Genomic DNA, 12,215 nt, shown 5'->3' on the forward strand with positions numbered 1-12,215 from the left:
ATGGCCGATGCCAGGCAGCTGGTGCTCTGCGTCTACCTGTCCGGCACGGTGTTGATCGGTCTGCTGCTCAACACCCTGTTCGGCTGGGCTTGGGCCGACTCCGTCGCGGCCTTGGTGGTCGCCTTCCTGGCGATCCGTGAGGGCATCGAGGCGTGGCGCGGGGAGGTGGAGTCGCCCGTCGAGGTCCTGGAGGAGATGAACCGCGACGAACCGGCCGACCACACACGCCGTCAGCGCGACTGAGGCGGCGGAGCAGCCGGCTCCCTCCTGACCCGGCGGGAGCTCATGCGGCGTCGTGGCTGCTGAGGGGACGGGAGCCCGACGTCGATCGCAAGAACCCGCTCGAGTAGGTTCTCCGAGCACCTACTCGCCGGTCACGATCGGGCAGTCAGATCCGGTCGCGGCCGTCGAGGCGGCGAATGGAGAGTACCGTCGCAATGGCTGCCTGGGCTGCTTCGGCTCCCTTGTCCTCTCGCGAGTCGGGCAGCCCCGCCCGGTCCAGGGCCTGCGCCTCGTCGTCGGTGGTGAGCAGTCCGAAGCCGACTGGCACACCGGTTCGTACCGTGACGTCAGTGAGGCCGTTCGTCGCGGCTTGACAGACGTAGTCGAAGTGCGGGGTCTCCCCCCTGATCACGACGCCGAGCGCGACGACTGCGTCCGCGCCGGCCCGAGCGGCGGCGGCAGCAGCCACCGGGAGTTCGAACGAACCGGGAACCCGCAGGAGAGTCGCGACAGCACCGGCCTCGTGCGTGGCGCGGAGGGCTCCGGCGATGAGGCCCTCCATGACCGTGGCGTGCCACTGCGCGGCGACCACCGTGACCGTGAGGCCTGCGCCGTCGGGTGTGACGGTAGGCGCTCCCGGACCGCTCATGACAGGTCCTCCGTGGCGTCGGTTCCGCGTTCGGCGGGGCGGGGAGTGGTTGTGCCACCCATGCGGGCGTCCAGACTCGGCAGATGATGGTTCATGGCCGTCCTCTTGGTTTCCAGGTAGCGATGGTTATGGGGCGTGTGACCCACGTCGAGCCCGAGCGCGGCGCTGACCTCGATACCGGCGTCGGTCATGCCGGTGACCTTGGCGGGGTTGTTCGTGAGCAGCCGGATCCTGCGCATCGTGAGGTCGGTGAGGATCGCCGCGGCCGCGCCGTACTCGCGCGCCTCGGCGGGATGGCCCAGCCTGAGGTTCGCCTCGATGGTGTCGGCCCCGGCATCCTGCAGTGCGTACGCCGCGATCTTCGGGAGAAGCCCGATGCCGCGGCCCTCGTGACCGCCGAGGTAGATCACCGCGCCGCCTTCCTTGGCAACCCGGGCCATGGCGGTGCGCAGTTGCTCCCCGCAATCACACCGCGCGGATCCGAGCGCATCCCCGGTGCGACACTCCGAGTGCAGGCGAACCAGTGGGTCCGGGCGCGCGGCGGTGCCGCCGTCATGAATCGGGCCGGGTGCGGTGAGGGCGAGGTGCTCATCCCCGGTGCGCAGGTCCGCATAGGCGTGAACGTCGAATACGCCGTGCGGGGTGGGCAGGCGGGCGGTCCCGCGGGCGCGGACCCGGTTCGAGGTGTGTGCCGGTGCCGGAACCGCAGGCCGACCCTCGGCACTCCGGTAGGCGATGAGGTCTGCGATCGTGAGTAGGGCGAGGCCGTGGCGCCGCGCCAGAACCGCCGCCCGGGCACGGTTGGTCATCGTGCCGTCGTCCTCGACGAGTTCGGCGATGGCTGCCACGTCACCGACGCCGGCGAGGCGGCACAGGTCAACAGCGGCCTCCGTGTGTCCGGGCCGCTCCAGGACGCCGCCGGGTAGGGCGCGCAGCGGGAGGACGTGACCGGGCCGGATGAGGTCGGCTGGACCGGCGGTCGGGTCGGCGAGCACTCGCAGGGTCGTTGCGCGATCCGCCGCTGAGATGCCGGTGCCCACGCCGCCGGAGGCATCGACGGACACGGTGTACGCCGTGCCGCGTGGATCCTGGGTGCGGCGCACCATGACCGGCAGCTCCAGGTGGTCGGCCCGGTGCTCGGGAAGCGGGGCGCACAGGTAGCCCGAGGTGTGCCGGATGGTCCAGGCAACCCATGTGGTGGTGGCCGTCGCCGCGGGAAGGACGACGTCGACCTCGTCCTCCCGGTCCCGGTCGTCGGCCACGAGAACAGGGCGCCCGTCGCGCAGGCACGCCAGAGCGGCGTCGACGCGTTCCCGGTGCGCTGAAACCGCGCCACCCGAGGGCACCGATCGCGCAGGAACCTTCGCGACACTCACACGTCAGCCCTCACCGAGAGTAGGCGTGCGACGTACTTGGCGACGACGTCGACCTCGAGGTTGACCCTGTCCCCCCGAGCCAGCGTACCGAGGGTGGTCCGCTCCAGAGTTGTGGGGACGAGCGCGACTCCGAAGGCCTCGTCGCCGGCCCACGTCACCGTGAGCGATACCCCTTCGACGGTGATGGATCCCTTCTCGGCCACATACCGGGCGAGGGCGACGGGCATCCCGAGGTCGACCTCGTCCCATCGGGGGCCGGGTCTGCGCTGCAGGACCGTGCCGACGCCATCGACGTGCCCCTGGACGACGTGGCCGCCCAGCCGAGCATCCACGCGAACTGCGCGTTCGAGGTTGACCGGGTCGCCGGGCGCCAGCGAACCGAGGGTCGTCCGGCGCAGCGACTCGGGCATGACGTCGGCGGTGAAGCCGCGCTCGTCCAGTTCGGTGACAGTCAGGCATGTCCCGGAGACCGCGATGGAGTCGCCGGTGCGCAGGTCCTCGAGGACGGTGGTCGCGGTGACAGCGAGAACGGCGGCGCCGTCAAGATCGGTCCGGTCGTCAACGGTTCCGACCTCCTCGACAAGTCCGGTGAACATCGCCAGAACTCCTCAGGCTCGTCGGGTGACGACGAGGATGTCCTCACCCAGGTGTTGTGCGTCGGTCGTGTGTCGGCGGTGCGCGTCAGCGAGGGTTGACACACCGAGGTCGGGGACGGCGGCCGGGCCCGCTCCGAGCAGGACCGGCGCGACGTAGCTGTGCAGTTCGTCCACCACGCCGGCGCGCACGGCGGCCCCGAGGAGGGTCGGGCCGCCCTCGATCAGGACGCGGCGGGCGCCGACATCCCAGAGCCGCGCGAGGACCGAGGGGATGTCGCGTGTCGTGAGGTGGAGCCAGTCCCCCGGGCCGTTGCGGATCGCGGCTGAGGCGGGCACGGAACGATGGCCGACGGCCACCCGCAGCGGCTGGTGGTCTGCCAGCGTGCCGCCGGCCCGGCGTGCGGTGAGCGCGGGGTCGTCGGCGATGACGGTGCCTGTGCCCACGACGATGGCGTCCACGTCACCGCGCACCGCGTGGGCATGGTCGCGGGCGACCGGTCCGGTGATCCACTTCGAGGTGCCGTCCACCGCCGCGACCCGGCCGTCCAGGCTGGCCGCCATCTTGCCCAGGACCCACGGCGTCCGACGCTCCACGGCGGTGACCCAGGCCTCGGTGAGTGCTTCGGCACCGCGGACGACGTCGTCGGGCACCTCCGCCTCCCGTGCGGTGCGAACCTCCAACCCCTGCGACCGGAGCCACTGTGCGCCACCGGCGGCGACCGGATCGGGGTCGCGGACCGCATACACGACCCGGGCGATCCCGGCTGAGAGCAGCGCCTGCGAACAGGGCGCGGTGCGTCCGCTGTGGTGACAGGGCTCCAGAGTGATGACGGCGGTCGCACCCCGGAGCGTGGAACGGTCAGCCGCCGCCATGGCTGCGGCCTCTGCGTGTTCGGTTCCGGCACCGTGGTGCCAACCCTCAGCGAGGACGGCGCCGGAGGAACCGATGATGACGCACCCCACGCGGGGGTTGCCACCGCGCTGCGGTCCCCGCCGAGCGAGCACGAGCGCGCGCTGGAGCGCCCGGTTGATAGCGTCGTCCGGCACCTGGTCTCCTCTTGCCTCGGTGTGAGCCGGGGTGCCTGAGGACGCACGATGCCACTGGCGCCGTCGTCGTTCGACGGCGGCGCCAACAGTGCTGCCTCCCATCCGGACTCTCACCGTCGGTCCCGGAGTTCCACCAGGTCAACCGCTTGTCATCAGACGCGCGGGTCGCGGACTGTCACCGCCGGCTCGGAATTTCACCGACCCCGGAGCACGTGTTGCTTGGACAGCAGCATGGCACACTTCCCAGGGACAGCCAAACCGCCGTGCACCGCGGCGCCGGCGTCATCAACCAGGTGGCAGCGCCCGGGCGGCGGACCGGGCCGCGCGCGGCAACGCCTCGAGGATGACGTCCACAGCGTTGTCGTCGTGTGCTGCGCTGAGGAACCACGCCTCGTACACGCTCGGCGGCAGGGCCACCCCCGCCTGTAGCATCGCCTGGAAGAATGCCGGATAGCGCCACGACTCCTGCGCCGTGGCACCGGCGTAGTCGTGGACGCCACCGGTCGCGGCGTCCGGACCGAAGAACACGGAGAAGAGGTTCCCGGCCCGGTTGACCACATGCGGCACACCCGCCGCGGAGAGGGCCTGCCCGGCAGCCTGCGCGATGACGCCCGCCACGCGGTCGACGTGCGCGTAGACGCTCGCGTCGGCGAGCCGGAGCGTCGCGAGCCCGGCCGCGGTTGCCAGCGGGTTCCCGGACAGGGTCCCGGCCTGGTAGACGGGCCCGGTCGGGGCAAGGAGTTCCATGAGTTCTGCACGACCCCCAACCGCGGCCAGCGGCATCCCGCCGCCGACGACCTTGCCGAACGTCATGAGGTCCGCGGCCCAGGACTCCTCGGCACCCTCGAGCCCCCACCAGCCCGCCGGACCGACGCGGAATCCGGTCAGCACCTCGTCGAGAACGAGGAGCGCACCGTGCTGCGCGGTGAGACGCCGCAGGGCCGCATTGAACCCGGCAGCGGGTGCGACAACGCCCATATTGGCCGGTGCGGCCTCGGTGATCACGCAGGCGACCTCCTCGCCGCGCTCGGCGAACACCGCTTCGATCGCGCCGATGTCGTTGTACGGCACCACGATCGTCTGTGCGGCGCTTGCCGCCGGGACCCCGGCGGAACCAGGTAGGCCGAAGGTCGCCACGCCCGAGCCGGCCTCGGCGAGCAGGGAGTCGACGTGACCGTGGTAGCAACCGGCGAACTTGACGACGAGGTCACGGCCCGTGGCGCCCCGCGCGAGGCGCACCGCCGTCATCGTGGCCTCGGTTCCGGTGGAGACCAGGCGCACCCGCTGCGCCGGGGGCACCCGTTCGCGGATGGTCTCGGCCAGTTCGATCTCACCGAGCGTGGGCGCACCGAAGGACAGCCCGTCAGCCGCGGCGTCCTGGACGGCGGCGACGACCTCGGGGTGCGCGTGACCGAGCAGTGCCGGCCCCCACGAGGCCACAAGGTCGACGTAGGTGCGTCCTTCGACGTCGGTGATGCGAGCACCGGACGCCGCGGCGACGAAGCGGGGGTTGCCGCCAACGGAGCCGTAGGCACGGACCGGGGAGTCCACGCCCCCGGGGATGACGCCGAGTGCCCGGGTGAACAGATCATCGTTCGTGGTCATTTCTCTCCTTGCTGTCCGGTGAGCCAGCCCGCCACCTCGGTGGCCCAGTAGGTGGCGATGATGCCGGCTCCCGCGCGGCGGATGGAGGTCAGCGTCTCGAGGATGGTGCGGCCCCGGTCCAGCCAGCCGTTCGCCGCGGCCGCCTCGACCATCGCCAGTTCGCCCGACACCTGGTAGGCGGCCACCGGGATGTCGACGGCCGAGGCGACGTCGGACAGAACGTCGAGGTAGCCGAGCGCCGGCTTGACCATGACGACGTCGGCGCCCTGCGCGAGGTCCAGAAGCGCCTCGCGCGTGCCCTCGGTGCGGTTCGCGACGTCCATCTGGTACGTGCGGCGATCGCCACGGAGCCGGGAGTCCACCGCCTCACGGAAGGGCCCGTAGAAGGCGGAGGCATACTTCGCCGAGTACGCGAGGATGGCGGCGCTGGTGGCACCGGCCTCGTCCAGCGCGGCACGGCAGGCGGCCACCTGGCCGTCCATCATGCCGGACAGACCCAGAACATGTGCGCCGGCTTCGTGCTGGGCGAGCGACATCTCGGCGTACCGCTGAAGCGTCGCATCGTTATCGACCGAGCCGTCCGCCGCCAGCACACCACAGTGACCGTGGTCGGTGAACTCGTCGAGGCACAGATCGGAGATGATGACGACGTCCGCGCCGACCTCCTCCCGCAGCATCGCCAGACCACGGTTGGCGATCCCGTCCGGGTCAGTAGCGCCCGAGCCGTCGGCGTCGCGGACGGCGGGTACTCCGAACAGCATGATGCCGCCGACACCTGCAGCGGCGGCCTCGTGTGCCGCAGCGCGCAGTGAGTCCGCGGTGTGTTGGACGACCCCCGGCATCGAGGAGATCGGACGCGACTCCCTCGCGTCCTCGGCGAGGAAGACGGGCAGCACCAGGTCGGAGGGCGAGAGGCGGTGCTCGGCGACGAGTCGGCGCAACGGGGCGCTGGCACGCAGGCGCCGCGGGCGGTCGGCGAGCGGAGGCATGGGGGACATCAGTGGTCGGCTCCTGGGTCGGGGTGGCAGTGACGGAGTGACTGGGCGGCGGCAGCGATGAGGCCTGCCGGGGTCGCCTCGGGCGCGACGCCGCCGACCCGTAACCCGGCCTGCTCGGCGGCGCGCCGGGTGGGGTCGCCTATGACGGCGATGGCGGTGGAGGAGGGCGGCGGACCGAGAAGCGCCACGAGGGCGCGAACCGTTGAGCCCGCGGTGAGGAGGATCACGTCCGGCCACGGCTCGGTCAGCCGTGCCCGCGTGGCGGCGTCGAGGTCCGCGCCCCGGGTGGTGTAGACGTCCTGGCGGTCGACGTCCCAACCCCGCTCGCGCAGTCCCCGGACCAGTTCCGGCGCGGCGAGGGCGGAGCACGGCAGGATCACGCGACCGCCGCCGCCGAGACGGGGGAAGCCGGCCAGGAGCGTCCTGGCCGACTCCGGGGCGGTGGCACACAGGTGGGGCGGGTGCCCGATGCCGGCGAGCGCAGCCGCGGTGGCGGGGCCGACGACGGCCAGTCGGGTGCCGGCCGCAACGGCACGGCGAAGGCGCTCCCCGAGCGGTGCCCCGGTCCGGGCCGCGTAGTCCGCGAGCACCGAAACCGTGCGAGCAGAGGTGAGCACCAGCCACGCAGCACCGCCGAGTGCGAGGGCACGCTCCATCACGGTGTCGTGGGCCGGCACGGTCTCGGTGAGTGCGACGGTCACGGGCACGGCCCCGGCCTCCCGGACCGCGCGCGCGATCGGGTCCTCGGCGCCGGCCCGCGGGACGAGCACTCGCAGGCCCGAGAGCGGCGAGCCCGGAGCCGGGGAGTCACTGCTCACCGACGCCTCGGTCACGGGGTTGCCCTGGCGAGTTCGCCGGCACCCTGCCCGATGAGTTCGGTGCCGAGTTCGTGGCCGAGCTCGCGAGCGCTCGCCAGCACATCATCACGCCGGCCCGTGAGGTCCACCGACGTCGTCCCGGACGAGCGCAGCACCCGACTACCGTCGATCGCCGCCGCAACCGCCTCGAGCCTGAGCGTCTCGCCCTCCAGGGTCGCGAGCGCACCGACGGGGGCGGCGCAGCCGGCCTCCAGACTGGCGAGGAGTTGGCGCTCGGCGGTGACTTCGATCAGGGTCGGCAGATGGTCCAGGGCCGCAAGGGCCCGACCCAGCGGCTCAGGCACCTCGACGCGGGTCTCGATGGCGAGCGCACCCTGACCGGGAGCCGGCAGCATCGCGACCGGGTCGAGGACGTCGGTCGCGCGGCCGGCGAGCCCGATGCGCGCGAGGCCGGCGAGCGCGAGCACGACGGCGTCGAGATCGTTCTCGGTGCGAGCAAGCCGGGTTGGGACGTTGCCGCGGATGTCGACGACGTCCAGGTCCGGGCGGGCGGCGCGCAGCTGGGCGGCTCGGCGGGGGGACCCCGTTCCGACACGGGCGCCTCGCGGCAGTGTGTCGAGGGTGCGACCCTCCCGTGCGCACAGCGCGTCCCGGGCATCCGCACGAACCGGGACGGCGGCGATCCGTAACCCCGGGGCAGGCGCCGTGGGGAGGTCCTTGAGCGAGTGGACGACGACGTCGACCGTCCCCGCACCCAGCGCCGCGCGCAGTGCTCCGGCAAAGACGCCGGCACCACCGAGCGAGGCGAGGGACTCGGTGCGGACGTCTCCCTCGGTGCGCACGATGCGCAGTTCGAAGGGCCCGGCGCCGGCGGCAACGAGGTCGTCCGCGACGCCTCCGGCCTGGGTCCGGGCGAGGTCGGAGCCCCGGGTGCCCAGCACCCAGGGACTCGAGTCGGAGGTGGCGCTCACAGTGCCACTGTCTCATCGGCAGGCCGTGCAGCCGCACGAAGGGCGGGCGCGCTGGCCGGGCCGCCCAGCATCGCGGCGAGCGACCGCGACCGCGTCACGACGGCGGGCAATCCCGTCCCCGCGACGAGCCCGCCGGCAAGGTGAAGGCCACGCCCGGCCATCGTCCGGGACAGGTCGAGCACCGCATCTCGAACGTGCGGATCAGCCGGAACGAGCGCTCCGGCGTGGCGGACCACCCTGCTGTCGCGCACCTGGTCGGCCCGAAGATCGGTGCCGAGCAGGCGGGCGGCGTCCGTGACGGTGTCGACGGAATCGGGGGGTGGTTCCTGCCCCGGCCGGCCGTAGGAGAGTCGGATCACATGCCGCCCTGGCCCGGCGGCCCGGGCGGCCCAGTCCCACTTCGCGGTGACGTGGGTCAGCGCTTTGGCCCCGGGCACCCCCTCTGCGGCAATGACTCCGCTACCGCGAGGGGCGTCGTCGAGTTCTGGAGCGTCGAGGAGTAGCGTGATGTGGGTCGTCGGCTGACCCGTCGTCGTCCGCAACGCGTGGGTGTCCACGTGCGGCTGTAGGAGCGCGAGGGTGGCGGCCCCGGACGTCGCCACGACGACGTCGTGCGCCTCCGGGACGTCCGTGCCGCCGGCGACCACGACCCGCCAGCGCCCGCGGGAACCGGACTCGATCGCGGCGACCGGGGCGCGTGTGAGCAAGGTGGCGCCGTGGGCGCGTGCGGCCTCCGCGAGGGCCTCGGCGAGGAGGTGCATGCCTCCGGTGACGGACGCGACGGCGGGCCCCTCGGGCAGGGTCGCGGCGACGGCGGCGGCAAGCGACCCGGTGCGCCGTAGCGCATCGCGAAGGCCCGGCATGACACTGTCGACCGGTAGCACCGACGGATCGGCGCCGTGGATCGCCGAGACCAGAGGCCGTACGAGGCGTTCGAGCAGCCCCTCGCCCATCCGAACGGTGATGAGCGTCGCGAGGTCGCGGGCGTCGGAGCCGGGGGTCGGGCCCAGATCGGCGTCCAGTGCCGCGCGTCGTGCCGCGGCCTCACCGATGGCGGCGACGACGTCGGGGGCGCTCGGGTCCGCGGGGATGCCGAGCATGGCGCGGGCCGGGGCACGGAAGGCGCCCTGTTCCGGGGTGACCAGCCACGAACCGTGCGCGGGCAGCTCCGTGGGCAGCCCGAGTTCGGCGCACAACTCGGCCACCGCGGGCCGCCGTACCGCGAACGCCTCCGGCCCGCGGTTGACGATCACACCGCCGACGTCGAGCGGACGCACGAGCCCACCGAGATGGTCGGAGGCCTCGACCAACGTGACCCGGCGTCCGCTGCGGGCCAGTTCCCACGCCGCCGTGAGGCCGCCGATACCGCCGCCGACGACGACGACGTCCACTGCATCCCTCATCGCGCGTGCGCGAGTTCGACGATGCGGGTGAGGACGGCGGGATCCGTCTCGGGAGGAACACCGTGGCCGAGGTTGAGCACATGCGCAGCGGCGGATCGCCCCCGGTCGATCACATCCTCCACGTGCCGCTGGAGCACGTCCCACGGCGCGGCGAGCAGTGCCGGGTCGATATTGCCCTGCACGACGGTGCCGGGACCTAGTCGCCGGACAGCCTCGTCGAGGCCGATCCGGTGGTCCACCCCGACGACCTCAGCACCGGTGTCGCGCATGAGAGTGAGGATCTCCGAGGTGCCGGTCCCGAAGTGAACCCGCGGCACCAGGCCCTCGACAGCGGACAGGACGCGGGCGGAGTAGGGCGCGACCCGCTCGCTGTAATCGGTGACCGACAGCGAACCGGCCCACGAGTCGAAGAGTTGGACCGCGCGTGCCCCGGCATCGATCTGGGCGAGGAGGAACTCCGCGGTGCGGTCCGCCGCCCAGGTCATCAACCGGGCCCATGCGGCCGGGTCTGCGTGCATCATCGTTCGGGCGGCGAGGTGATCCCGTGAGGGCCGCCCTTCGACGAGGTAGGCCGCCAGGGTGAACGGGGCACCACCGAAACCGATGAGCGGGACCGGTTCACTCCCACCGTCGAGCTCGCGCACGGCGATGCCGACGCCCTCGCGAATCGCCGTCATGTCGCCGCCGGGTAGTGCGGTGAGGCGGTCGACGTCGGCGGCCGTGCGCACTGGCGAGCCGATGACCGGGCCCACACCCCGGACGATCTCGACGTCAACACCCGCCAGTCGCAGGGGGATGACGATGTCGGAGAAGAAGATCGCGGCATCCACGCCGTGCCGCCGCACCGGCTGGCAGGTGATCTCCGCCGACAACTCCGGCCGGAGACAGGACTCGAGCATCTCGGTTCCCTCCCGGACCTTCCAGTACTCCGGCAGGGACCGGCCGGCCTGACGCATGAACCACACGGGCAGTCGTTCCGGCCGGAGCCCGGAGTACGCGGACAACAGGGCGGAGGGGGTCGACGAGGGATCATCAGATGAATTCACTCAAGCATTGTGTCAAACCTCGCGGGGTTAGTTAACCTGCCAGAATGCCGCTCGCCATTCTCGCTGCCAACCACCACGACGTACCCCTGCCAGAACTCGAGAGACTCTCGGTCGGTGCCGAAGCCGCCGGGGCTCGCCTGGCCGCCCATCCCGCGGTCGAAGGTGTGCTCGTTCTCTCGACCTGCAACAGGGTCGAGATCTACCTCGAGCCGGCGGGGGCCGAGACCGACGCGATCGAGGCTGCCCGCCAGGCACTCGCCGAGACATCCGGGACATCGCGCGCACACGTCGCCGCCCGCACGTCCCACGCCGTCGGCCAGGAGGTCGTCAGGCACGTCTTCGAGGTGGCGGCGGGCCTGGACTCCATGGTCGTCGGTGAGCGGGAGATCGCCGGTCAACTTCGCCGCGCCCTGCAGTCCGCCCGCGCGGACGGGACGACGTCACCGACGCTCGAGGACGTCTTCCAGCGCGCCTCCCGGGCATCGCGCCGCATCGCCGTGTCCACCGACCTGGCCGCCGCCGGTCGATCGGTCGTGTCCGTTGCCATCGACCTCGCCTCAGCACGCACGTCGCGTGCGGGTTGTCCGCGGGAAGTTCCCGCCTGGAGCGACGCGGACGGACCGCGGGTGCCCGCCGGCACCTGGGCCGGAGCGCGCGCCGTCGTCGTCGGCACCGGCGCCTACGCCGGTGCGACCGTCGCCGCCCTGCGCAAGCGGTCGTGCGCCGACATCAGCGTCTGGTCCTCCTCCGACCGGGCCGAGGAGTTCGCGGCGAAGAACGCCGTCGTGCCCCTGGCCGCCGACGGTCTGGTCGCGGCACTCGCGACCGCCGACCTCGTCATCTGCTGCCGTGGCACGGGCACCCCGGTCATCGACGTCGAAACCGCCTCCGAGGCCCTGGCGATGAGATCGCCCGCGAGGACTCCCCTCGTTCTGGTGGATCTGGCCCTCCGTCGCGACGTCGCCGCCGGTGTGGCCGACCTTCCGGGTCTGGTGCTGCTGGACCTGAACACCGTACGCAGCCACGCACCGGCAGCGACCGACGGCCAGGTCCACCGCGCCCAGGAGATCCTCGCCAAAGAGGTCGAGGAGTTCTTCGGACGAAGGGCGGAGAGGGCCATGGACGATGTCGTCGTCGCCATGCGTGAGCACGTCGGTGGTGCGCTCGAGGCAGAGCTTGCCCGGCTACCGATGTCCGGTGTGGTGGACGCCGGCCAGGCGACGCAAGCCCTACGCCGGCTGGCCGCCAAACTCCTCCATGACCCCACTGTCGCCGCACGCGCAGCGGGCCGGGAGGGCCGCAGTCAACAGTTCATCGAGGCGCTGGCCCTCGTCACCGGCGTGCAGGTCCAGCGCGAGGACCCACTACCCCGGGACCGTCCGCGCCGCGCGACGGCCCACGACACGTGCGCCGCCGGAACCATGCCGGACGCACGCGCCCTGGTCTCCCCGAGCTGACCGTCCGCCTCGACCCGGCCGGACGCG

The 12,215-nt window shown here is 72.4% G+C and carries 12 protein-coding genes and 1 riboswitch; of the genes, 2 read left to right on the forward strand and 10 right to left on the reverse strand.

Going from position 1 to position 12,215, the window contains the following annotated elements:
• Positions 1 to 243: a hypothetical protein gene (locus ACPL7H_RS14495; protein ID WP_424797565.1), complete on the forward strand. Its 243-nt coding sequence runs from the start codon at positions 1 to 3 to the stop codon at positions 241 to 243.
• Positions 244 to 388: 145 nt separating this feature from the next.
• Here ACPL7H_RS14495 and ribH read toward each other — a convergent pair whose 3' ends face one another.
• The 10 genes from ribH to hemE all read right to left on the reverse strand — a co-directional run bounded on the left by ribH (position 389) and on the right by hemE (position 10,731).
• A complete protein-coding gene (gene ribH, locus ACPL7H_RS14500) occupies positions 389 to 871 on the reverse strand; it encodes a 6,7-dimethyl-8-ribityllumazine synthase (protein WP_424788312.1) in 483 nt (160 codons plus the stop codon).
• Positions 868 to 2,217, reverse strand: a complete 1,350-nt coding sequence (gene ribB / locus ACPL7H_RS14505; RefSeq protein WP_424797596.1) for a 3,4-dihydroxy-2-butanone-4-phosphate synthase — start codon at positions 2,215 to 2,217, stop codon at positions 868 to 870. The genes ribH and ribB overlap by 4 nt, the downstream gene beginning before the upstream one ends.
• A gap of 26 nt (positions 2,218 to 2,243) precedes the next feature.
• Positions 2,244 to 2,843, reverse strand: coding sequence for a riboflavin synthase (locus tag ACPL7H_RS14510; protein WP_424797566.1), 600 nt, complete (start codon positions 2,841 to 2,843; stop codon positions 2,244 to 2,246).
• Positions 2,844 to 2,855: 12 nt separating this feature from the next.
• Positions 2,856 to 3,890: a bifunctional diaminohydroxyphosphoribosylaminopyrimidine deaminase/5-amino-6-(5-phosphoribosylamino)uracil reductase RibD gene (gene ribD, locus ACPL7H_RS14515; RefSeq protein ID WP_424797567.1), complete on the reverse strand. Its 1,035-nt coding sequence runs from the start codon at positions 3,888 to 3,890 to the stop codon at positions 2,856 to 2,858.
• An 86-nt stretch (positions 3,891 to 3,976) separates the two neighbouring features.
• Positions 3,977 to 4,104, reverse strand: a riboswitch (FMN riboswitch).
• 71 nt (positions 4,105 to 4,175) lie between these two features.
• Complete coding sequence (hemL, locus tag ACPL7H_RS14520; RefSeq protein WP_424797568.1) at positions 4,176 to 5,495, reverse strand: glutamate-1-semialdehyde 2,1-aminomutase; 1,320 nt, start codon at positions 5,493 to 5,495, stop codon at positions 4,176 to 4,178.
• The gene (hemB, locus tag ACPL7H_RS14525; protein ID WP_424797569.1) at positions 5,492 to 6,493 is read right to left on the reverse strand and encodes a porphobilinogen synthase; all 1,002 of its coding nucleotides are present in this window, start codon (positions 6,491 to 6,493) and stop codon (positions 5,492 to 5,494) included. The genes hemL and hemB overlap by 4 nt, the downstream gene beginning before the upstream one ends.
• On the reverse strand, positions 6,493 to 7,311 hold the full coding sequence (locus ACPL7H_RS14530) for a uroporphyrinogen-III synthase (protein WP_424797570.1): 819 nt from the start codon (positions 7,309 to 7,311) through the stop codon (positions 6,493 to 6,495). The genes hemB and ACPL7H_RS14530 overlap by 1 nt, the downstream gene beginning before the upstream one ends.
• Positions 7,312 to 7,322: 11 nt before the next feature.
• Complete coding sequence (hemC, locus tag ACPL7H_RS14535; protein ID WP_424797571.1) at positions 7,323 to 8,282, reverse strand: hydroxymethylbilane synthase; 960 nt, start codon at positions 8,280 to 8,282, stop codon at positions 7,323 to 7,325.
• Complete coding sequence (locus ACPL7H_RS14540; RefSeq protein WP_424797572.1) at positions 8,279 to 9,685, reverse strand: protoporphyrinogen/coproporphyrinogen oxidase; 1,407 nt, start codon at positions 9,683 to 9,685, stop codon at positions 8,279 to 8,281. Before ACPL7H_RS14540 ends, hemC begins: the two co-directional genes overlap by 4 nt.
• Complete coding sequence (gene hemE / locus ACPL7H_RS14545; protein ID WP_424797573.1) at positions 9,682 to 10,731, reverse strand: uroporphyrinogen decarboxylase; 1,050 nt, start codon at positions 10,729 to 10,731, stop codon at positions 9,682 to 9,684. Before hemE ends, ACPL7H_RS14540 begins: the two co-directional genes overlap by 4 nt.
• Positions 10,732 to 10,775: 44 nt before the next feature.
• On the opposite strand from hemE, the gene ACPL7H_RS14550 reads away from it, so the two are divergent.
• Positions 10,776 to 12,188: a glutamyl-tRNA reductase gene (locus tag ACPL7H_RS14550; protein WP_424797574.1), complete on the forward strand. Its 1,413-nt coding sequence runs from the start codon at positions 10,776 to 10,778 to the stop codon at positions 12,186 to 12,188.
• Positions 12,189 to 12,215 lie beyond the last annotated feature (27 nt).

It is taken from the genome of Pseudactinotalea sp. Z1732, from assembly GCF_049724975.1.
GTDB lineage: Bacteria > Actinomycetota > Actinomycetes > Actinomycetales > Beutenbergiaceae > CALKWS01.

Excerpts from the sequence above, each read along its gene's own strand:
- hemB (WP_424797569.1), bottom strand. The coding sequence starts at position 6,493 with ATGTCCCCCATGCCTCCGCTCGCCGACCGCCCGCGGCGCCTGCGTGCC.
- ACPL7H_RS14550 (WP_424797574.1), top strand. The coding sequence starts at position 10,776 with ATGCCGCTCGCCATTCTCGCTGCCAACCACCACGACGTACCCCTGCCA.
- ACPL7H_RS14510 (WP_424797566.1), bottom strand. The coding sequence starts at position 2,843 with ATGTTCACCGGACTTGTCGAGGAGGTCGGAACCGTTGACGACCGGACC.
- hemL (WP_424797568.1), bottom strand. The coding sequence starts at position 5,495 with ATGACCACGAACGATGATCTGTTCACCCGGGCACTCGGCGTCATCCCC.
- ACPL7H_RS14540 (WP_424797572.1), bottom strand. The coding sequence starts at position 9,685 with ATGAGGGATGCAGTGGACGTCGTCGTCGTCGGCGGCGGTATCGGCGGC.
- ribH (WP_424788312.1), bottom strand. The coding sequence starts at position 871 with ATGAGCGGTCCGGGAGCGCCTACCGTCACACCCGACGGCGCAGGCCTC.
- ACPL7H_RS14495 (WP_424797565.1), top strand. The coding sequence starts at position 1 with ATGGCCGATGCCAGGCAGCTGGTGCTCTGCGTCTACCTGTCCGGCACG.